The following is a 21,337-nucleotide window of genomic DNA, read 5'->3' on the forward strand; positions in this document are numbered from 1 at the left end:
AAATAATGGGTTGCACGGGAGCCGCTGGCGGGCGGCGCGGGCGTAGTAGGGGTCGGGGTCTTACTTGTGGCTGCCGCCGGAGGAGTATCCGCCGTACGAGCCGCCGGAGCTGCGGTAGCCGGACGATGAGCAGTTTTCCACGCGCGGGTCGCAGCTGGAGCAGCGGCTGAGCAGGATCAGCAAGATGATGATGACGATGGCCACCAGGATGATGGTGCCGCAGCCCATGCCGGACTTGGCCACGAAGGGCCCCGGGTCGTCGCGCTTGAGAACGTCCGCCTTGTCGTCGAGCTTGAAGGCCTTGGCGACGGTGTCGCTCGTGAGCTTGTCGCCGGCAGACCAGGTGATTTCGTTCGGGGTCTGCTCCAGCGAAAGCAGGCCCTTGCTGCTGGCGAAGTCGCGGTTGCTGGTCTTCTGCCCGCGCGTCACGGGCCAGTAGAACTCGCCCAGCACGTAGGTGGTTTCGGCCTCGTAGGTGTACTTGAGGTCGTATTTGGTGCCCAGGTAGGTGGCGCTGCGGCCGGTGGGCGACAGCTGCGGCGCGCCGGTGGTGGGGCGCACCAGGCTCCAGCCTTCTTCCGAATCGACCAGGAAGGCGAAGCCGCGCTTCTGGTTGTAGAGCAGGTATTCGCTCCAGCCGAAGTGCTCGTCGTCGCCCGGTTCCACGCCCATGCGGTGCTGGAAGCCCACGATCTGCCACTGCACGCCTTGCAGCTGGCCCTTGCTGCCCAGCGGGATGAGGGGCTGCACCGGCTCGTCCTGCTCGGCCGCGCGCAGCTCGCCGCCCACGCCGCTGTCCAGGCTGATGATGCTGGCGCACGATCCGCAGGTGATGCTCTTGGTGCTGGCCAGCTGCACCTGCACGGGGGCGCCGCAGTGCGGGCAGTTGAACTGGCGCCCTTTTTCTTCCTTGACGGACTCGTCCTTCAGCCCCTTGAGCTGCAGGTCTTCCAGCAGTACGGCGCGGCCGCGCTCCACGCTGGGCGGCGTGTTGCCGTAGTCGATGCTGACGACTTCGCCGTCGGCACTGCGCAGCTCCACCATGCCGAACGACTGGCCCAGCGGCGGCAGCTTGGGCAGCTCGCCCTGGGCGGAGATGAGCTGCGCCTGGCCGGTGTAGGCCACGCTGTAGGGCTTGCCGTTGATGGCCGTGGTGCTGCCGATGCGAAAGCGCTCGGGCGGCGGCATCTCGCGGCCGGGGTCGATGCGGCGCGTGAAGACGTAGGCGCCGTTGTCTTCGCCCAGGATGGCGGTGCTGCCGTCCTCCAGAAAGGCGATCCATTCGGTCCACACGCCGGCATCGCCCTTGTACTGCAGGCGGCCGATGAGGGTGAAGGGCGTGTCCTTGCCGTCGAGCGCGATGCGCCCGCTGGCCATGAGCTGCAGCGGGCTGTGGTCGTCGAACAGCTCGGCCATCTTGCCCAGGCGCTGCAGCACGTCGCCGCTGCGCACCACGGTGCTCTGGCAGTAGCCGCAGACGGCGTGGGTGGATTGGGCGCTCTTGAACTCCACCGGCGCGCCGCAGCCAGGGCAGGGCGCGCGGTAGGTGCGCTGGGTGGGGTCGTTGGCCATCGGCAGGGCTGCTGCTTGCGCCGCTCAGCGACGGTTTTGAAGCCTTTTTTGGCCTCTAGCGCTTATCCCTCAAGCGCAAGCAGCTATTTTTATGATAGCAATCGATGGGCGCTGCTCAGACCAGCTTCTTGAGCAGCTCGGCCTTCTTGGCGTCGAACTCCTCTTGCGTGAGGATGCCCTTGGCCTTGAGGTCGCCCAGCTTCTCCAGCGTGGCCATCACGTCCTCGGGCTTCACGCCCACAGGGGCAGTCGCCGCCGCAGCGGCGGGGGCCACGGGGGACTGCAGGCCCTGCTGCAGGTTCTGCGCCAGCACCTGGCCCAGGGCCACGCCCGCGCCCAGGCCCATGGCGTCGCCCGCCACGCCGCCGCCACCACTGCTGTTTTCCGCAAACTTCGGAATGGCCTGGGCCGTCTGGTACTGCATGAACTTGCCCATGTCGTTGCCGACCATGCCCATGCCGATCTTCTGGTCCAGGATCTTCTGCAGCTCTTCGGGCAGCGAGACGTTCTGCACCGTCATCGCTTCGAGCTGCAGGCCGATCTTGGCGAAGGCGGGTGCCAGCTCCTTGGCCAGCGCGTCGGCAAACATCACCTGGTTGGCGGCCAGATCCAGGAACGGCAGGCCGCTGCCGGCGATGGCGTTGCTGATGTTCTGCAGCACCAGGCCGCGCAGCTGGCCTTCCAGGTCGGCCACCGGATACGACTCGCGCGTGCCCGAGATCTCGGTGTGGAACAGCTTGGGGTCGGCAATGCGGAAGGCGTAGTTGCCGAACGCGCGCAGGCGCACGGCGCCGAAGTCCTTGTCGCGGATCGTGATGGGCTGCGGCGTGCCCCACTTCTGGTCGATCTGCTGGCGCGTGCTGAAGAAGTACACGTCGCTCTTGAACGGGGACTCGAAGAGCTTGTCCCAGTTCTTCAGATACGTGAGCACCGGCAGCGTCTGCGTGGTGAGCTTGTAGGTGCCGGGGCCGAACACGTCGGCCACCTGGCCTTCGTTCACGAACACCGCCATCTGCGACTCGCGCACCACCAGCGTGCCGCCGTTCTGGATTTCCATGCCCGCCATCGGGAAGCGCCAGGCCAGCGTGCCGTCGCCTTCCTCCGTCCACTGGATGATGTCAATGAACTGTTTCTTGATGAAGTCCATCAGGGCCATGTGTGCTCCCGCGTGTGGTGATGAGGGGTTGAAAGAGCGGCCATCATAGCAACGGCCTCCCCGTTTTTCGGGGCTTTGCATGGGGCCTGCCTGAGCGGCGCCCGCCGCGGCATGGCCGGTGGCGGCGGGGGCGTGCGCTCCCCCTGCGGAGCAGTCGCGCAGCCTGCCGGCTTGATAGCGCCTATCTGCGTGGTAGCGGCAATCAATTGGCGTTCGCTATTGAGAATGCCTACCATTCACTCCATGCCCAACGCCGTGCCGTGCACCGCCGGGCTGACCGCCCACCGCCAGGAGAACGCCATGACCCGCATCCGCCAAGCCGTCCGCCAGAACCAGACCACGCTCCTGAAGACCGGCAGCTACTACGCCATCCACATTTGTGTGGCCGCGATGGTGGCCTACGCCGTCACCGGCAACCTGTGGGCCTCGCTCACCCTGAGCCTGCTGGAACCCTCGGTGCAGGCCGTGGCGTTCTTCTTCCACGAAAAGGCGTGGGACCGGGCGGCGCGGCGCCGGGCCCGGCCTGCGACCGCTGCGGCCGCGGCCGCCTGAAGGTTCACTTTTCCCGTTCAATCCCCTGAAGGAGACCGCCATGTACACCATTCCCCTGCACAGCCGCACCGCCACGGGCCTGGCCTTTCAGCGCTGGCTGGTCCAGCGCCTGGCCGCGCTGGCCTCGGCGGGCTGAACCTGTGCCGCGCCAAAAACAATGCCCCGCCAAGCGGGGCATTGTTGTGTTGTGCGCGCCCGGCGGCGCTCAGGCCTTCACATCCAGCAGCGAGCCCATCATGGCGTCCTGTGTCTTGATCGTCTGCAGGTTGGCCTTGAACGCATAGGTGGCCGACATCTGCTCCACCGCCTCTTCCTCCAGCGCAACGCCGTCCGCCTGGGGCTCGCGCTGCACGCCCGCGCGCACGCCCGTGCTGCCCGGCGCTTCTTCCTGGGCCACCACTTCGCGGCGGTAGCCCGGTGTGTTCATGTTGGCCACGTTGTTGGCCGAAGCATCCAGCCGCAACTGGGCGGCCTGCAGGCCGGAACTGCCGATCGAGGAAATGCTGGCCATGGTGGGGGGACTCCGCTCAGATGGGGAAACGAGAACGCCGATTGTCCGCCCACCCCGCAGCAGGCGCAAGCCTTACCCCCGGTGCGCCTGCTCCAGGCATTGCGCAAAGGCCTGCGCCGCACGGGGTGGCTGCGGGGATTTGCGCAGCACGCTCACGAACTGGCAGGGGTAGAAGAACTGCGCAGGCAGCACGGCCTGCATCAGGCCGCGCCGCTCGAAGCTCTCGGCGTAGTGGTCGGGCAGAAACCCCAGGTAGCGGCCCGACAGGATCAGCGTGGCGATCGACTCCTGGTCAAAGCCGGTGGCCTTGCGCGGCAGACGCGCGCTGTGGCTCAGCTCCATGTTGGGCGAATGGTAGCCCAGGCCGGCGAACTGGTAGGCGTGCAGGGCCTCCCAGGTGAGGGCGCCGTGGTCGCGGCCGAACAGCGGGTGGTGGGCGCCGCAGTACAGCAGCATGGTTTCGCTGAACAGGTGCGTGTACACCAGGCTCTGCGAGGCGCGGTGCGCGGGGATGATGCCCACGTGGAAGCTGCCGTCGATGAGGCCGCGCTCGATGGCGGGGATCGACGCCACGTGCATCTGCAGGCTGACTTCGGGCGCCTGCTGCGCAAACAGCGCGATCGCGTCGCCGATGTGCGCGGCCGGGTTGCTGGCGGTCTTGTCGAACACGGCCACCTCCAGGCGCCCCCCCATGCGGCGGTGGATGTCGTCGATGCTGCTGCGAAACGCATCGACCGCGCTGAGCAGGCGCAAGGTTTCGTCGTACACCCGCTGCCCTTCGGCCGTGAGGGCAAAACCTGCGCGGCCCCGGCGGCACAGCGTCAGGCCCAGGCGGGTTTCCAGGTCTTTCATGTGGCGGCTCACGGTGCTGGTGCCGATGTTCAACTCCAGCTCGGCGGCCGCCATGCCGCCGCATTCGGCCACGCTCTTGAAGACCTGCAGCAGGCGCAGGTCCATGTCGCTGAGCTGGCCGAGCACGGCGCGTTCGCGGGGGGAAGGGGTAGGCATCGGGCGCAGTCGGTGCAGGCAGGGCAAAGGGAGGCCCCAAGACTACCAGCCGCCCCGGCCCCTCCCGGCACCGGGCGCCCGCGCAATAGCCCGAAAAGGCTATGCCCCTCCCCCAAAACGGTACTGATGCGGGGGCCGCCGGCTGCCTACGATCGTTTCAACAGCACAGCAGGCGTGCCGGGTGCCGGTGGGGGCCCCGCCTGTGCTGATGGTCCAGGCGCGCCCTTTCTCTTCATAACAACATTCATGCCATGAAAAACCCCCTTCGCATTCCTCTTCCTTCTCTGTTCGTTCGCCGCGCGGCCTTGACGGGGGCGCTGGCGGGGCTCTTTTGCATGGCCGCGCCGCCCGTCATCGGCCAGGCCCTGGGCGCAGCGGGGGGCGCGGCGTCGCCGCACGCTGCCGAGCCGCAGGTCATTGACGACCTGCCCGCCAACCATCCTGCGGCCGACCTGCCGGCACAGCAGCGCAGCCTGATCGAGCGCGGGCGCTACGTGGCCCGGCTGGGTGACTGCGTCGCCTGCCACACCGGCGAAAAGTCCCAGCCCCTGGCCGGCGGCCTCGCGCTGGAAACGCCGTTCGGCAAGCTCTACTCCACCAACATCACGCCCGACAAGGCCACCGGCATGGGCGGCTACAGCTTCGAGCAGTTCGACCGTGCCATGCGCAAGGGCGTTGCGGCCGACGGCCGCAACCTGTACCCCGCCATGCCCTACCCGTCGTACGCCAAGATGACCGCCGACGACATGCAGGCGCTGTATGCCTACCTGATGCAGGGCGTGGCGCCGGTGCAGGCGCCCAACAAGGCGTCGGAAATGGGCTTCCCCTTCAACCAGCGGTGGGGCCTGTCGCTGTGGAACTGGCTGTTCCTGGACGCCACGCCGTTCCAGCCCAGCGCCCAGCAGGCGCCCGAGTGGAACCGCGGGGCCTACCTGGTGCAGGGCCTGGGCCACTGCGGGGCCTGCCACACGCCGCGCGGCATGGCGTTCCAGGAGAAGGCCATGACCGGCGAGGGCCGCAACGGCGCCTACTTCCTGGCCGGCGAGACGGTGGAGGGCTGGCGTGCGCTGAGCCTGCGGGACCTGTGGACGCCCCAGGAAACCGCCGAGATGCTGAAGACCGGGCGCAACCGCCATGGCACGGTCTCGGGGAACATGGTGGACGTGGTGCAGCACAGCACGCAGTACATGACCGATGCCGACCTGCTGGCCATCGGCACCTACCTCAAGTCGCTGCCCGCGGGCAAGGACGACCTGCCCATGCAGGTGGCGCAGGGGCCGGCGCCGCGCATTGCGGTCCCGGCGCGCGCCCTGGGCAGCACCGAAGCCATTGCCGCCGGCGCAGCGCACTACAACGTGCCGGCCGACCTGTACACCACCCGGGGCGGCCTGGGGTACCTGCAGTTCTGTGCGGACTGCCACCGCGCGGACGGCGGCGGCGTGAAGGACGTCTTCCCCTCGCTGGACGGCAACCGTTCGCTGCGCGCGGACAACCCCAGCACGCTCATCCACATCATGCTGACCGGCTGGACGACGCCCGTGACCCAGAGCCACGCCCGGCCGCTGACCATGCCCGCCTTCGCCCAGCTGGGCGACCAGGAGATCGCCGACATCCTGAACTTCACCCGCCGCAACTGGGGCAGCAAGGCGGCGCCGGACATCCAGGCCGGGGAGATTGCCAGCCAGCGCAAGCAGCTCCACGCGCAGCCCGACAACACGCGGCCGTTCGAGACCCCTCGCCTGGCCGCCCTGCTGGCCGAGCCCAACGCCCAGCAACTGGTCTACGGCGCGCGCCTGAACATCGAAACGCGCGACCTGCTGCCCAAGAACGTGGGCAATGCGCTGAACTGCGCCAGCTGCCACCTGAACGCCGGCACCGTGGCCGACGGCTCGCCCTACATCGGCATCTCCGCCTTCTTCCCCAGCTACGCACCGCGCGCCGGCCGCACCATCACGCTCGAAGACCGCATCAACGGCTGCTTCCTGCGTTCGATGAACGGCAAGCCGCTGCCGCTGGACTCGGAGGAACTCAAGGCCATGGTGGCGCTGTTCGACTGGATGCGCCGCGAGACCAAGCCCGAGGACAAGGTGGAAGGCCGGGGCGTGGGCAAGGTCAGCCAGAGCATCCTGCCCAACACCGAGAACGGCAAGAAGATCTACCAGGCCCAGTGCGCGCTGTGCCACGGCGCCGATGGCGAGGGCGTCAAGAACGCCAAGGGCCAGTGGGTGTACCCGCCGCTGTGGGGCGACGAGTCCTTCAACATCGGCGCCGGCATGGCCCGCACCTACACGGCCGCCGCCTTCGTCAAGCGCAACATGCCCATCGCGATGCACAACAAGTTCCCGCTGGGCCAGGGCGGCCTGACGGACCAGGAAGCCGTGGATGTGGCCGAGTACTTCAGCCACCAGCCCCGGCCGGACTTTGCCGCCAAGGTGAAGGACTGGCCCAAGGACAAGAAGCCGGCGGACGCCCGGTACTGAGGCGCCGCCCCTCGGCGGCCCGCGGGGCTGCCGGATCAGCCGCCCTCCAGGCTCTCGGGGTCGGCCCGCAGGATCAGGCGGGCCAGGTCGGCGGCGTGGCCGCTGCCGGTCTTTTCGGTGATGCGCTGGCGGTGCACATGCACGGTGTGGTCGCTGATGCTCAGCTGCCGCGCCACTTCCTTGTTGCTCAGGCCCAGGGCCAGCAGGCGCGCCACGTCCCGCTCGCGCGGCGACAGCCGCCCCAGCAGCTCCTGCGCGGCGGCGCGCAGCCCCTGTTCGCGCTGGGCGGCCAGGTTCACGCGCACGGCGTGGTTCAGCGCGTCCTGCAGCGCCTGTTCACGGAAGGGCTTTTGCAGGAAGTCGATGGCCCCGGCGCGCATGGCCTGCACGGCTTGGTCGATGTCCCCGTGGCCGGTCATGAACACGATGGGAAAGGCGCGCCCCAGCGTGGACAGGCGCCGCTGCAGTTCCAGGCCGCTGATGCGCGGCATGCGGATGTCCAGCAGCAGGCAGCAGCCTTGCGGCGCGGGCGCCGGGTCGGCATCCAGGAAATCCTGCGCCTGCGCGTAGCCTACGGGCGCAAAGCCCAGGCCTTCCACCATGAACAGGGTGGACCGCAAGAAGACGGGGTCGTCGTCCACCACATGGACGACCGGAAGGGGTGCAGTCATGGCGCAAGGTCCTGGGAAGGCGGGTGCACAGATGCCGTAGTCGTAGCCGTAGCCGGGGCCGGGGCCAGCGGAAGCAGCAGTTCAAACACCATGCCCGGGCTGCCCGCCGGGCCGGCCGGGCGGGCCTGCAGCGCGCCGCCATGCGTTTCGGCAATGCCGCGGCAGATGGCGAGGCCCAGGCCCAGCCCGTCAGGGCGGGTGGTGTAGAAGGGTTCGAACAGCCGGGCGCGCTCGGCCTCGCTCAAGGGCGCGCCCTGGTCTTGCACGGCCAGGGCCAGGCGGTCGCCCTCGCGCGTGATGGCGATGGTGATGGGGGCGTCTGCCCGGCCGGCGGCGCGGTGGGCGTCCAGCGCATTTTTCAGCAGGTTGAGCAGCACCTGCTGGATCTGCTGCGGATCGCCCGGCACGCGCAGGCCCGCGCTGTCCTGCGCGCACTCCACACGGATGGGCGGTGCCTGGCCCAGCAGGCCGCCAAACAAGGCCACCGCCTCGTTCGCCAATGCGACGGGGTCGTTGAGCGAGCGCACCGGCACGCGCTTGCGCGCCAGCGCGCGGATGCCTTCGATGACCCGCGTGGCGCGCTCCGTCTCCTGCCCGATGTCCTGCAACGCCAGCGCCAGCGCCTCGGGCGTGAGATTGCCCCGCGTGGCGCGCCGCTGCACGCTGGCGGCGTAGTTGGCGATGGTGGCCAGCGGGTGGCTGAGCTCGTGCGCCAGCGTGGCCGACAGCTCGCCCAGAATGGACAGGCGCGAAAGGTGGTCCATGGCCTCCTGGCCCTGCGCAATCTGCTGCGCCAGGCGTTCGCGCTCGCGCAGGCTGCGCGAGAGTTCGGCCGTGCGCCGCTTGACCAGCACTTCCACCCGCAGCATGTAGGCCGCGCCCAGCATCAGCAAGGCCACCATGCCGGCGGGCCAATACCAGTAGCGGCCTAGCAGCGCCTGCGGGCGCGTCTCGCGCAGGAATGCGTAGGGCTCCACCTGCAGCCCGCGCAGCACGTCGTGCACGCGCTGGTAGTCCGCGGGCACCGACCAGCGGCCGCCGTGGGCATCGGCAGGCTGGGTCAGCAGGGCCAGCAGCACGGTGCGGGCCAGCTCGGGCGGCGTGCTGGCCAGTGCGGCAAAGGCCCAGCCGGGGTACAGCGGCGTGGACGACCGGCAGGCGGCCGGCGCATCGGCGCGCGCGCCCACCACCACCAGCGCGCCGGGGGCCACGCGGCCGGTGCGCTCCAGCTGCTCCAGCAGGCAGGTGCGCAGAATGCCTGCGTCGGCCTGGCCCTGCAGCACCGCGTCGGCCACACGCTGCATCGGAAAGCCGGTGAACACCCGCTGCACCGCGCCTGCCTCGGCGTCCAGGCCGGTCTGCAGCCATTCGTGCGCCACCAGCTGGTAGCCGCCAAAGGCATCTTCGGCCACCGCCGCCACGCGCCCCCCCCGCAGGCCCGCCAGCGTGGCGGGCACGGGGGTGCCCGCGCGCACGACCACGGCCGAGCCCACGGCGTGCGCGGGATCGTCGCTCTCGGCGGTGGTGCGCGTGGCAATGCGCGTGGCGCCGTGGCGCGCCTCCAGCCGCACGTAGTGGCCCGGGTTGGTCACCACGAAATGCAGGGCGCCCTGCGCCAGCGCGGCGTCCAGCGCCGCCGGGTCATACACCTGCAGGTGCACCCGGTACCCCGGCAGGGCGTGCGCCAGCCCGTCGGCCAGGGGCTGCCACAGGCGCTCGGTTTCCTCGCCGTCGAGCACGGCGAGCACGCCGATGTCGATGCGGGGCGGGGCCGCCGCAGGGACGGGGCCCGCCCCGGCCAGCGGGGCCACCAGCAGGCAGGCCGCCGCCAGCCAGCGCCGGGCTGCGCGGGCGCATGGGAAGGGGGCGGGCCTGGGCATGCACAAATTGTAAACACGGCCGTGCCCGGGTTTTCAAAGAAACCAGCCCTGGCGCTTTCCTGCAAAGCGCTGACAGCTATTATTTCGATAGCATCTTGCGCACCGGCGGTGTGCCGAAAGGCCTGCCAATACTTGCATAAAGCAGCAAGTGAACATTGATATTGCTCCATTTGAGCAATTGGCAACCGACGCAACAATGGCGCTCCGTGGCCCGGCTGGGGCCGCAATCTGTACCGGAGAACTCCCATGAGCTTTGCCCCCATCGACACCCCCGCAGCTGGCGCCGCGGTGCGCACCGACGCCGCCTGGCTCGACGCCCACTGGATGCCCTTCACCGGCAACCGCAACTTCAAGGCCAAGCCGCGCATGATCGTGAGCGGCCAGGGCGCCTATTACACCGACGCCGAAGGGCGCAAGATTTTTGACGGCCTCTCGGGCCTGTGGTGCTCGGGCCTGGGCCATGGCCGCAAGGAAGTGGCCGAGGCGATCGGCAAGGCGGCCGCCACGCTGGACTACGCACCGGCGTTCCAGTTCGGCCACCCGGCCTCGTTCGCGCTGGCCAACAAGCTCAAGGAACTGACGCCCGCGGGCCTCGATTACGTGTTCTTCACCGGCTCGGGCTCCGAGTCGGCCGATACCTCGCTCAAGATGGCGCGCGCCTACTGGCGCACCAAGGGCCAGGCCAGCAAGACGCGGCTGATCGGCCGCGAAAAGGGCTACCACGGCGTGAACTACGGGGGCATCTCCGTGGGCGGCATCGTGGGCAACCGCAAGACCTTCGGCCAGGGCATCGAGGCCGACCACATTCCCCACACCCAGCCGCCCGCAGGCTCGTTCTACAAAGGCATGCCCGACACCGATGGCCGCGCGCTGGCCGACAGGCTGCTGGACGTGATCGCCCTGCACGACGCCTCCAACATCGCCGCCGTGATCGTGGAGCCCTTCTCGGGCTCGGCCGGCGTGGTGATCCCGCCCAAGGGCTACCTGGAGCGCATCCGCGAGATCTGCACGCAGAACAACATCCTGCTGATTTTTGATGAAGTGATCACGGGCTTTGGCCGCTGCGGCGCCTGGACGGGGTCCGAAGCCTTTGGCGTGACGCCCGACATCCTGAACTTTGCCAAGCAGGTCACCAACGGCGCCCAGCCGCTGGGCGGCGTGATCGCCACCAAGGAGATCTACGACACCTTCATGGCGGCCGGCGGCCCCGAGTACATGCTGGAGTTCACCCACGGCTACACCTACTCGGCCCACCCCGTGGCCTGCGCCGCCGGCAACGCGGTGCTCGACATCCTGCAAAAGGAAGACATGCCCGGCCGCGTAAAGGCGCTGGCGCCGTACTTCGAGAACGCCGTGCACGGCCTCAAAGGCGCCAAGCATGTGGCCGACATCCGCAACTACGGCCTGGCCGCCGGCATCACCATCGCCGCCGTGCCCGGCGAGCCGGCCAAGCGCCCCTACGAGATCGCCATGAAGTGCTGGGACAAGGGCTTTTACGTGCGCTACGGTGGCGACACCATCCAGCTCGCGCCCCCCTTCATCAGCACGGAGGCCGAGATCGACCGCCTGGTCAGCGCCCTGGGCGACGCCCTGCACGAGACGGCGTAAGCCGGCACACGCAGCCAAGCCATGCGCATTGCCATCCTGACCTTCGACGCCTTCAACGACCTGGATTCGCTGGTCGCGTTTGGCATGCTGGGCCGCATCGCCCTGCTGGGCGACACGGACTGGCAGGTGCGCATTGCCAGCCCCACGCCGCGCGTGACGTCCATGAACGGGCTCACCATCGACGCGCACGAAGGGCTGGACCGGCTGGCCGATGCCGACGCGGTGCTGATCGGCAGCGGCATGAAGACCCGCGAGGTGGCGAACACCCCGGCGCTGATGGAGCAGCTGCGTGCACTCAACCCTGAACGCCAGTTGCTGGCCGCGCAGTGCTCGGGCACCTTCCTGCTCAGCCGCCTGGGCCTGCTCAGCGGCACGCCCGCCTGCACGGACCTGACCAGCAAGCCCTGGGTGGTGGAGTCCGGCGTGGACGTGGTGCCGCGCGCCTTTGCGGCCCGTGGCAATGTGGCCACCGCGGGCGGGTGCCTGGCGTCGCAGTACCTGGTGGCGTGGCTGCTGGCCCGCCTGAAGGGCGTGGACACCGCGCGCGAGGTACTGCACTACTTTGCCCCGGTGGGCGAGAAGCAGGCCTTCATCGACCGTGCGCTGGCCCATGTGCTGCCCACGCTGGAGGCGCAGGCCGCCTAGCGGAATACTCCTGTTTTAATAGCTGCTTGCGCTTGATGGATAAGCGCTGGCGGCACTTTTTGCTTGAAATCACCATGAACCACGACAAGAACGTCACCACCACCGTCGGCCACCTGATCGACGGCAAGCTCGTTGCCGACGCTGAGCGCACGCAGCCGGTGTTCAACCCCGCCACCGGCCAATCGACCACCAGCGTGGCCCTGGCCAGCAAGGCCACGGTGGAGGCCGCCATCGCGTCGGCCGAAGCCGCCTTCCCCGCCTGGCGCAACACCCCGCCGCTCAAGCGTGCGCGGGTGATGAGCAAGCTCAAGGTGCTGCTCGAAGAAAACTCCGACAAGATCGCCGCACTGATCACCGCCGAGCACGGCAAGGTGCTGGCCGACGCGCACGGCGAGCTGCAGCGCGGCATCGAGAACGTGGAGTACGCCAGCTACGCGCCCGAGCTGCTCAAGGGCGAGCACAGCCGCAACGTGGGCCCGGGCATCGACAGCTGGAGCGAATTCCAGGCACTGGGCGTCACCGCCGGCATCACGCCGTTCAACTTCCCGGCCATGGTGCCGCTGTGGATGTGGCCCATGGCCGTGGCCTGCGGCAACACGTTCGTGCTCAAGCCGTCCGAGCGCGACCCTTCGTCCACCCTGTTCGTGGCCCAGCTCGCGCTGGAAGCCGGCCTGCCGCCCGGCGTGCTGAACGTGGTCAACGGCGACAAGCTGGCCGTGGACACGCTGCTGCAAGACCCGCGCGTCAAGGCCGTGAGCTTCGTGGGCTCCACCCCCATTGCCGAATACATCTACGCCGAAGGCTGCAAGCACGGCAAGCGCGTGCAAGCCCTGGGCGGTGCCAAGAACCACGCCGTGCTCATGCCCGACGCCGATGTGGACAACGCCGTGAGCGCCCTGATGGGCGCGGCCTACGGATCGTGCGGCGAGCGCTGCATGGCCATCCCGCTGCTGGTCGCCGTGGGCGACGCAGTGGGTGATGCCGTGATCGCGGGCCTGAAGACCGAAATCGCCAAGATGAGGGTGGGCCCCGGCACCGACAACAGCAACGACATGGGCCCGCTGGTGACCAAGCCGCACTTCGAGAAAGTGAAGGCCTACGTGGACAGCGGTGTGGCCGAAGGCGCCACGCTGGTGGTGGACGGCCGCGGCGTGAAGGTGGCAGGCCATGAGGAAGGCTACTTCCTGGGCGCCTGCCTGTTCGACAACGTCAAGCCCGGCATGAAGATCTACCAGGAAGAGATTTTCGGCCCCGTGCTGGGCGTGGTGCGCGTGAAGACGCTGCAGGAAGCCATGCAGCTCATCAACGACCACGAATACGGCAACGGCACCTGCATCTTCACCCGCGACGGCGAGGCCGCCCGCTACTTCACCGACCACATCCAGGTCGGCATGGTGGGCGTGAACGTGCCCCTGCCCGTGCCCGTGGCCTACCACTCGTTCGGCGGCTGGAAGCGCAGCCTGTTCGGCGACCTGCATGCCTACGGTCCTGACGCCGTGCGCTTCTACACCAAGCGCAAGACCATCACCCAGCGCTGGCCCAGCGCCGGCGTGCGCGAAGGCGCGGTGTTCAGCTTCCCCAGCAGCCGCTGACGCGGCCGCACGGCGCGGCCGGCGCCGGCCGTGGCGCGCCCGGTGACCGCCCCTGGTGCGAGGGCGCGCCAGGGCGTCTGCAGCGGGCGGGGCAGCGGTTCACAGCCTGTTACAGTGGCCCGGATCCCGCCGTCCGACCATGAACCTGCCTGCCGAAACGCTGCCGCCGCGCCCCGCTGTGCACTGGGCGGTGCGCATGAACCGGCGCAACCGCACCGTCTTTTATCCCCTGCTCCTGCTGGCCGTGGGCTCGCACCTGCTGGCCATCGGGGCGCCCGCGTGGACCTGGGGCCTGCTGGCGCTGAACTACCTGGTCTTTCCGCAGGCCGCCTACGCCTTTGCCGCGCGGGCGGCCGATCCGCTGCGCTGTGAAAAGTACAACATGGACGCGGATATCGTGCTGTTCGGCTTCTGGTCGGCAGCGCTGGGGTTTCCGCTGTGGATCGCCTTCACCCTGTGCGCGGCCGGGTGCCTGAACATGGTGGTGTTCCACGGACCGCGCGGCGGCTGGCGCCTGCTGGCGGGCCTGGCGGCCGGCACGGCGCTGGCGGCCCTGTTTGCGCCGCTGTCGTGGCGGCCCGAGACCGATCTGCGCACGTCCGTGCTGTGCATGCTGTCCATGGCGCTGTACCTGTTCGCGTTCGCCAGCGACGGGTTTCGCCGCGCCATGGCGCAGCACGAGGCGCACCTGCAGCTGCGCGAGCAGTTCGAGGAGATCCGTTCGCTGCAGGCGCAGTTGCGCGAGCAGGCCCTGCGCGACCCGCTGACCGGCCTGTTCAACCGCCGCCAGCTCGGTGCCGTGCTGGCCCGGGGCCGGGCCGGCGGCGCGCCCCTGGCCCTGCTGCTCATCGACATCGACCATTTCAAGCAGATCAACGACACGCACGGGCATGCCGCCGGCGACGCCGTGCTGCAGGCAACGGCGCAGCTGCTGCTGCGCCACGCCCGCCCCAGCGACGTGGCCTGCCGCATCGGCGGCGAAGAGTTCGTGCTGCTGCTGGAGGGCGCCACCGGGGCGCAGGCCGTGCAGCGCGCGCAGCGGCTGCGCGAAGACTTCGCCGCGCTGCGGGTGGCGGCGGGCGGAGCCGAGGTGCGGGCCACGCTGTCCTGCGGCGTGGCGTGCTATCCGGAGCACGCGGCGCAGGCCGATGCCCTGCTGGCCTGCGCCGACCGGGCGCTGTACAGCGCCAAGGACACCGGCCGCAACCAGGTGCGCACCCCCGCCGCGGCCGGCGCGTAGCGGCCCGCCGCCGGGCGGGCTGCAGCCGATGAACCGCTGGCGCGAAGGCTGCCGGACGGCGGTACGCAGATCCGCTTACTAGGGTTTTTACGAACGACCCCCTACAATCGCAGACCCTTACAAAGCTGACAACGTGCGGCCCGCCGGGCGGCGGTCGCCGGCTTCTTCACCCTTTCAGATTGCGCTGGAGACACTGCATGCCCGAGAACACCACGGCCCAGAACAACAACCCCGACAAGCGCGCCCTGCTGCGCCGTGCCGCTCTCGAGTACCACGAGTTTCCCAAGCCCGGCAAGATCGCCATTGCCGCCACCAAGCAGATGGTCAACCAGCACGATCTGGCGCTGGCCTACTCGCCCGGGGTCGCCGCCCCGTGCGAAGAGATCGTCAAGGACCCGAACGCAGCCTTCAAGTACACCAGCCGGGCCAACCTGGTGGGCGTGGTGACCAACGGCACGGCCGTGCTGGGCCTGGGCGACATCGGCCCGCTGGCCGGCAAGCCCGTCATGGAAGGCAAGGCGGTGCTGTTCAAGAAGTTCTCGGGCATCGACGTGTTCGACATCGAGATCAACGAGAAGGACCCCGAGAAGCTGGTGGAGATCATCGCCAGCCTGGAGCCCACGTTCGGCGGCATCAACCTGGAAGACATCAAGGCGCCGGACTGCTTCTACATCGAGCGCAAGCTGCGCGAGCGCATGAAGATCCCGGTCTTCCACGACGACCAGCATGGCACGGCCATCACCGTCGGGGCGGCCATCCTGAACGGCCTGAAGGTCGCGGGCAAAAAGCCTGAGGACGTCAAGCTCGTCACCTCCGGCGCCGGGGCTGCGGCGCTAGCGTGCCTGAATCTGCTGGTCAAGCTGGGCATCCGGCGTGAGAACGTCTGGGTAACCGACCTGGCCGGGGTGGTGTACGAAGGCCGCACCGAGCTCATGGACGAGGACAAGATCGTCTTCGCGCAAAAGACCGACGCCCGCACGCTCGGCGAGGTGATCGAGGACGCGGACGTGTTCCTGGGACTGTCGGCCGGCGGCGTGCTCAAGCAGGACATGGTGCGCAAGATGGCCACGCGGCCGCTGATCTTCGCCCTGGCCAATCCCAACCCCGAGATCACCCCCGAAGACGTCAAGGCCGTGCGGGACGACGCCATCATGGCCACGGGCCGCTCGGACTACCCGAACCAGGTCAACAATGTCCTGTGCTTCCCGTACATCTTCCGCGGCGCGCTGGACAGCGGCGCCACCACCATCACCCTGGAGATGGAAATCGCCGCCGTGCACGCCATTGCCGAGCTGGCCCAGGCGGAGCAAAGCGAGGTCGTGGCCGCTGCCTACGTGGGCGAGCCCCTGGCGTTCGGCCCCGAATACCTCATCCCCAAGCCGTTCGACCCGCGGCTGATGATGATGATCGCCCCCGCCGTGGCCAAGGCGGCGGCCGACAGCGGCGTGGCGCTGCGCCCCATCGCCGACATGGACGCCTACCGCGACCACCTGCAGACCTTCGTGTACGCCTCCGGCACCACCATGAAGCCGATCTTCACGGCGGCCAAGACCGCCGCCAAGAAGCGCGTGGCCTATGCCGAAGGCGAGGAAGAGCGCGTGCTGCGCGCCGCGCAGATCGTGGTGGACGAGAAGATCGCCCGTCCCACGCTGATCGGCCGGCCCGCCATCATCGCCCAGCGCATCGAGAAGTTCGGCCTGCGCCTGCAGGAAGGGCGCGACTACGACATCGTCAATGTCGAGAACGACCACCGCTACCGCGACTTCTGGCAGACCTACCACCGCATGACCGAGCGCAAGGGCGTGACGGTGTCGATCGCCAAGATCGAGATGCGCCGCCGCCTGGCGCTGATCGGCTCGATGCTGCTGCACAAGGGCGAGGTCGACGGCCTGATCGTCGGCACCTGGGGCCACACCGCCCTGCACCTGAACTACATCGACCAGGTCATCGGCAAGCGCGCCGGCGTCAACACCTACGCCGCCATGAACGGCCTGCTGCTGCCCGACCGCCAGGTCTTCCTGGTGGACACGCACGTCAACTACGACCCCACCGCCGAGCAGCTGGCCGAGATCACCGTCATGGCCGCCGAGGAAATGATGCGCTTCGGCATCAAGCCCAAGGCGGCGCTGCTGTCGCATTCCAACTTCGGCTCCAGCAACCAGCCCAGCGCCGTCAAGATGCGCCAGACCCTCGAGCTGCTGCGCGTGCAGGCCCCCTGGCTGGAAGTGGACGGCGAGATGCACGGCGACGTGGCCCTGGACGGCGCCGCGCGCGCGGCGCTCATGCCGCACAGCGACCTGATCGGCGATGCCAACCTGCTGGTGCTGCCCAACATCGACGCGGCCAACATCTCCTACAACCTGCTCAAGACCGCCGCCGGCGGCAACATCGCCATCGGCCCGGTGCTGCTGGGCGCCGCGCAGCCGGTCCATATCCTGACAGCCAGCACCACCGTGCGCCGCATCGTCAACATGACCGCCCTGACGGTGGCCGACGCGAACGCAGCACGGTAAGGTTCTTTCAAGTAGCAAGCGCTAACTTTTAACAACCTTTTCCCCCTTCAGCGTCTGCCTAATCTTTGGGCAGACGCTTGCTTTTTGGGGGCCGTTGAGCGACACTAACGCCTTGAAATTTCGGGTTAACCCGTAGTTTCTGAAAGGTTCGTTGATGCTGAAGGCTGTAGCCATCCAGGCCCGCAAAGCCGCTGTTTTGTGCGCTCTGGGTGTTGCATTCGTGCTGTCCCCGGTGGCGGGGCATGCCCGGAACTCTCCGTCCCCCGACGGCTCCATATCCCCCATTGCACTGGCCGAGCTGCCCCGAGAGGGCCGCGAAACCTATGCGCTGATCCGTGAGGGAGGACCTTTTCCCTATGAAAAGGATGGAACAGTTTTTGGCAATCGCGAGCGGCTCTTGCCCGTACACAAGCGGGGCTACTACCGCGAGTACACCGTCAGAACGCCAGGATCGCGCAACCGGGGAGCCCGGCGCATCGTGTGTGGCGGCAAGCCCCGGACGCCGGATGCTTGCTACTACACCGGCGATCACTACGCCAGTTTTCGCGAGATCGTTGAGTGACCCCGTTGCGCAGTCCGCAGGCCGGCGATACCCTGGCGGCGGTTGGTGCACCCGTTTTTGAACCGAATCCCCCACCCGCAAGCTGCCCCGCGCAGCCTAGCGAAGTGCCAGAAGTTTGTGGACTTTATAAAGAAAGAGTAGCGGAGATGCAGACGCCACTTCGTAAAGACCTGGAGACGCCACTGCGTGGCGTACGCACCAACATCGTGCAGTCCATTCGTGCCTTCCGCGTGCAAGACTTGCAGGATGCCGCCACGTCCATGGGCCACCACTTCCTGTATGCCAACCTGGCCCACGCGCAATCCAAGCAGGACGTGCTGGACCTGATCGCCGCGCAGTTCACCTTTCCGTCGCACTTCGGCAAGAACTTTGATGCGCTGTACGACTGCATGACGGACCCCTTGCACAAATCGGGCCCGCAGCCCGGCTTCATTGTGGTGCTGGAGCAGATCCCGGCCACCGCCAAGTTCGACAAGGAAGCCCGGGAGCAGCTGCTCGACATCTTCCGCGACGCCGCCGACTACTGGGGCGACCGCAAGATTCCCTTCCGGTGCTTCTATTCTTTTCTGTAGCCCGTTCTGCATCCACCAGCCAAGCAGAACGGGCGAACGAGGCTACCGGAACCCAGGCCGTTGAAGGTATCGAAATTGGCGGCGAGCCGGCCGAGAAGATGCCCACGGACAAACTGGTCGACGTGTCCCCGATGGCGCTGCGCATGAGCAGCCCCTTCAACTCGGGGTATTGGCTGAGCGCAGCCTGAAATCGGAACGTCCCCCTGAGGCGCTTTGCGCCTTCCCCTTTCTCTCGAATTGCTTCGCAATTCGGGAAGGGGGACGACACCCGCGCGGCGGGGCGGCCCTTGCGCGGTGTCCCTCGCCTGGGCCGTGCCAGTTGCTCCGGTAGCGGCGAAATGAGGCGCCGAGGCTGCAAACGCGAGGCCATGCCATCACAGCGCCGCAGGTCGGGTGAGCGAAGCGCAACCCGACATTCTCCGCGCACCATCACCATCAAAACAGGCTCCAGCGCTTATCCAGCAAGCGCTAGCAGCTATCAATTCAAGAGCATGCCTGCGCCAGCGCCACGTACTCCTGCACGGGCACTTCCTCGGCGCGGCGCTGGGTGTCGAAGGTGCCAGCGAACTGGCGCGCTTCCAGCCAGCGGCCCAGCGTATGGCGCAGCAGCTTGCGGCGCTGGCTGAAGGCCACCTGCACCAGCTCTTCGAGCACAGGCACCGACAAAGGCGCGGGCTCGGCGTGCGGCACCATGCGCACCACTGCGCTGTCCACGCGCGGGGGCGGGTCGAAGCTCTCCGGCGGCACGAACAGTACGTTTTCCATGGCGTAGCGCCACTGCAGCATCACCGACAGCCGCCCGTAGTCGCCCGTGGCGGGGGAGGCCACCATGCGGTCGATGACCTCTTTTTGCAGCATGAAGTGCTGGTCTTCGATCACCTGCACATGGTCCAGCAGATGGAAGAGGATGGGCGTGGAGATGTTGTAGGGCAGGTTGCCCACGACGCGGATCCGGGGCGCGCCCAGGCGCTGCGCCACCTGGGCGAAGTCCACCTTCAGCACATCGGACTCGATCACGTCCAGCTGCGGATGCTCGCGCAGCCGCGCGGCCAGGTCGCGGTCCAGCTCGATCACCGTGAGCCGGCCCAGGCGTTCGACCAGCGGCTGGGTCAGCGCCGCCAGGCCGGGGCCGATCTCGACCATGGGCTGGCCCGGCTGGGGCGCGATGGTCCGCACGATCCCGTCGATGATGCCGTGGTCGGACAGGAAATGCTGGCCGAAGCGTTTGCGGGGAATGTGTTTCACGCCTTGGGCTCACTGGTGTTTTCAACAGGCCACGCTGCGGCCCGCACGCCAGGCACGGGGCGCCCTCCAGACCGCAGGGGCATGTACGCTGCCATCCTCATTGCGGCGGCTCGCGGTACTCGACGTACGCGCGCCCGCGCAGTTCCTGGGCCCAGGTGGCATAGGCCTCGTCCAGCTTTTTCTCGCGCACCATGTCGCGCACCATGTCGCGCTGCTCACGCTGCGTGAGCTTGGCTTCGCGGCGCTCCAGCAGCTGGATCAGGTGCACGCCAAAGCGGGAGACGATCGGCTCGCTGATGTCGCCCGGCTTGAGGGCTTCCAGGGCCTGCTCGAACTCCGGCACATAGCGGCCGGGGCTGGCCCAGCCCAGGTCGCCGCCTTCCTTGGCGCTGCCGTCCTGCGAATGCTCGCGCGCCAGCGCGGCAAAGTCGGCCTGGCCGGACTGCACGCGGCGGCGGTAGTTCGCCAGCCGTGCGGCGGCGGCGCTTTCGGACAGTTGCGGACCGGTGCGCAGCAGGATGTGGCGGGCGTGGTTTTGCACCACGGTGGTCGGCATGCCCGCCGTCACGCGCTCCACCACCTTCAGCACGTGAAACCCCGCGGGCGACCGCACGGGCCCCACGATGCTGCCGATGGGCAAGCCCTGGGTGGAGTTCACGAACAGCTCGGGATAGCGGTCCGCGGGCCGCAGGCCCAGCAGCCCGCCGCCGCGCTGGCCTTCGGGCGCGTCCGAATACTCCCGCGCCACGGCGGCGAAGTCTTCGCCGGCGCGGATCTTGTCGGCCGCCTGCTGGGCGCGCGCCTGGCGCTCGGCCACTTGCGCGGGGCTCGCGTTCTCGGGCACCAGCACCAGCACGTGGCCCAGGTTGATCTCGGTGGCCGCCGCATCGGCGCCCTGCTGCTGCTCGCGCAGGTACTGGTCGATGTCCAGGTCGGACACCTTTACCCGGGCCTCCACCTCGCGTTCGCGCAGGCGCTGCAGCGTCAGCTGGTTGCGCAGGTCGTCGCGGAAGCGGTCGCGGGTCATGCCCTCGCGGCCGAGGCGGCGGTACAGCTCGTCCACGGTCATGCCGTTCTGGCGGGCCACGCCCTGCTCGGCCTGCCCGATGGAGAAGTCATCCACCTTGATGCCGGCCTCGCGGGCCTGCTGCAGCTGCACGCGCTCCAGGATGAGCCGCTCCAGCACCTCGCGGGCCAGCGCGTCCCGCGACGGCATCGGGCCGCCCTGCCGCGCCAGTTGCACCTCGGCACGAGCCAGGCGCGCACGCACCTCGTTGTTGGTCACCGGCTCGGAATTGACGACGGCCACGATGAAATCGGCCTGCCGGGGCGCCGAGCCGCTGCCGCCGCCGGCCGGCACCGCGTCTGCGGGCGGCAGGGTGATGGACGTCGCGGGGCCGGGGCGTGCCGAGAGGCCCTTGCCCGACGGGACGCCCGAGGGGCGCAGCCCCTGGGCCAGCGCGCCCTGCGACAGCAGGGACGCCAGGGTGGCAAGGGCGACTGCGATGACTCGGTGATTCATGGCGTTGG

The 21,337-nt window shown here is 68.5% G+C and carries 17 protein-coding genes; 9 read left to right on the plus strand and 8 right to left on the minus strand.

The window, feature by feature from the left end:
• Positions 1-60: 60 nt before the first annotated feature.
• Positions 61-1,572, minus strand: coding sequence for a DUF4178 domain-containing protein (locus tag ACOYR3_RS22090; protein ID WP_422844443.1), 1,512 nt, complete (start codon positions 1,570-1,572; stop codon positions 61-63).
• Positions 1,573-1,687: 115 nt separating this feature from the next.
• Positions 1,688-2,728 carry an SPFH domain-containing protein gene (locus ACOYR3_RS22095; RefSeq protein ID WP_422844444.1) on the minus strand — a complete coding sequence of 347 codons (1,041 nt, stop codon included), beginning with the start codon at positions 2,726-2,728 and terminating at the stop codon, positions 1,688-1,690.
• A gap of 300 nt (positions 2,729-3,028) precedes the next feature.
• On the opposite strand from ACOYR3_RS22095, the gene ACOYR3_RS22100 reads away from it, so the two are divergent.
• Positions 3,029-3,280 (plus strand): DUF2061 domain-containing protein, encoded by a 252-nt coding sequence (locus ACOYR3_RS22100; protein ID WP_422846640.1) that lies wholly within the window; start codon positions 3,029-3,031, stop codon positions 3,278-3,280.
• 205 nt (positions 3,281-3,485) lie between these two features.
• Here ACOYR3_RS22100 and ACOYR3_RS22105 read toward each other — a convergent pair whose 3' ends face one another.
• Together ACOYR3_RS22105 and ACOYR3_RS22110 are read right to left on the minus strand one after the other, a co-directional pair.
• On the minus strand, positions 3,486-3,791 hold the full coding sequence (locus ACOYR3_RS22105; RefSeq protein WP_422844445.1) for a flagellar basal body protein: 306 nt from the start codon (positions 3,789-3,791) through the stop codon (positions 3,486-3,488).
• A gap of 72 nt (positions 3,792-3,863) precedes the next feature.
• Positions 3,864-4,799, minus strand: a complete 936-nt coding sequence (locus tag ACOYR3_RS22110; protein ID WP_422844446.1) for a LysR family transcriptional regulator — start codon at positions 4,797-4,799, stop codon at positions 3,864-3,866.
• Positions 4,800-5,134: 335 nt separating this feature from the next.
• Between ACOYR3_RS22110 and ACOYR3_RS22115 the strand changes: the two genes are divergently transcribed.
• A complete protein-coding gene (locus ACOYR3_RS22115; RefSeq protein ID WP_422846641.1) occupies positions 5,135-7,279 on the plus strand; it encodes a c-type cytochrome in 2,145 nt (714 codons plus the stop codon).
• 35 nt (positions 7,280-7,314) lie between these two features.
• Here the strand turns inward: ACOYR3_RS22115 and ACOYR3_RS22120 are convergent, their stop codons facing one another.
• Positions 7,315-7,950, minus strand: a complete 636-nt coding sequence (locus ACOYR3_RS22120; protein WP_422844447.1) for a response regulator transcription factor — start codon at positions 7,948-7,950, stop codon at positions 7,315-7,317.
• Positions 7,947-9,830, minus strand: a complete 1,884-nt coding sequence (locus ACOYR3_RS22125; RefSeq protein WP_422844448.1) for a sensor histidine kinase — start codon at positions 9,828-9,830, stop codon at positions 7,947-7,949. The genes ACOYR3_RS22120 and ACOYR3_RS22125 overlap by 4 nt, the downstream gene beginning before the upstream one ends.
• 246 nt (positions 9,831-10,076) lie before the next feature.
• On the opposite strand from ACOYR3_RS22125, the gene ACOYR3_RS22130 reads away from it, so the two are divergent.
• The 7 genes from ACOYR3_RS22130 (at position 10,077) to ACOYR3_RS22160 (ending at position 18,562) form a co-directional block, all read left to right on the plus strand.
• The gene (locus ACOYR3_RS22130; protein WP_422844449.1) at positions 10,077-11,438 is read left to right on the plus strand and encodes an aspartate aminotransferase family protein; all 1,362 of its coding nucleotides are present in this window, start codon (positions 10,077-10,079) and stop codon (positions 11,436-11,438) included.
• A 21-nt stretch (positions 11,439-11,459) separates the two neighbouring features.
• Positions 11,460-12,083, plus strand: coding sequence for a DJ-1/PfpI family protein (locus tag ACOYR3_RS22135; protein ID WP_422844450.1), 624 nt, complete (start codon positions 11,460-11,462; stop codon positions 12,081-12,083).
• A gap of 74 nt (positions 12,084-12,157) precedes the next feature.
• On the plus strand, positions 12,158-13,675 hold the full coding sequence (locus ACOYR3_RS22140; RefSeq protein WP_422844451.1) for a CoA-acylating methylmalonate-semialdehyde dehydrogenase: 1,518 nt from the start codon (positions 12,158-12,160) through the stop codon (positions 13,673-13,675).
• A 139-nt stretch (positions 13,676-13,814) separates the two neighbouring features.
• Positions 13,815-14,915, plus strand: a complete 1,101-nt coding sequence (locus ACOYR3_RS22145; RefSeq protein WP_422844452.1) for a diguanylate cyclase — start codon at positions 13,815-13,817, stop codon at positions 14,913-14,915.
• 197 nt (positions 14,916-15,112) lie between these two features.
• Positions 15,113-17,428 carry an NADP-dependent malic enzyme gene (locus tag ACOYR3_RS22150; protein ID WP_422844453.1) on the plus strand — a complete coding sequence of 772 codons (2,316 nt, stop codon included), beginning with the start codon at positions 15,113-15,115 and terminating at the stop codon, positions 17,426-17,428.
• A 154-nt stretch (positions 17,429-17,582) separates the two neighbouring features.
• On the plus strand, positions 17,583-17,990 hold the full coding sequence (locus ACOYR3_RS22155; protein ID WP_422844454.1) for a ribonuclease domain-containing protein: 408 nt from the start codon (positions 17,583-17,585) through the stop codon (positions 17,988-17,990).
• Between the two features lie 146 nt (positions 17,991-18,136).
• Positions 18,137-18,562, plus strand: coding sequence for a barstar family protein (locus ACOYR3_RS22160; RefSeq protein ID WP_063461487.1), 426 nt, complete (start codon positions 18,137-18,139; stop codon positions 18,560-18,562).
• A 483-nt stretch (positions 18,563-19,045) separates the two neighbouring features.
• Here the strand turns inward: ACOYR3_RS22160 and rsmA are convergent, their stop codons facing one another.
• Both rsmA and ACOYR3_RS22170 read right to left on the minus strand, forming a co-directional pair.
• Positions 19,046-19,807, minus strand: coding sequence for a 16S rRNA (adenine(1518)-N(6)/adenine(1519)-N(6))-dimethyltransferase RsmA (rsmA, locus tag ACOYR3_RS22165; protein WP_422844455.1), 762 nt, complete (start codon positions 19,805-19,807; stop codon positions 19,046-19,048).
• 97 nt (positions 19,808-19,904) lie between these two features.
• Positions 19,905-21,329: a peptidylprolyl isomerase gene (locus ACOYR3_RS22170; protein WP_422844456.1), complete on the minus strand. Its 1,425-nt coding sequence runs from the start codon at positions 21,327-21,329 to the stop codon at positions 19,905-19,907.
• Positions 21,330-21,337 lie beyond the last annotated feature (8 nt).

The sequence above is a fragment of the Acidovorax sp. M2(2025) genome (assembly GCF_049330835.1).
Lineage (GTDB): Bacteria > Pseudomonadota > Gammaproteobacteria > Burkholderiales > Burkholderiaceae_C > Acidovorax.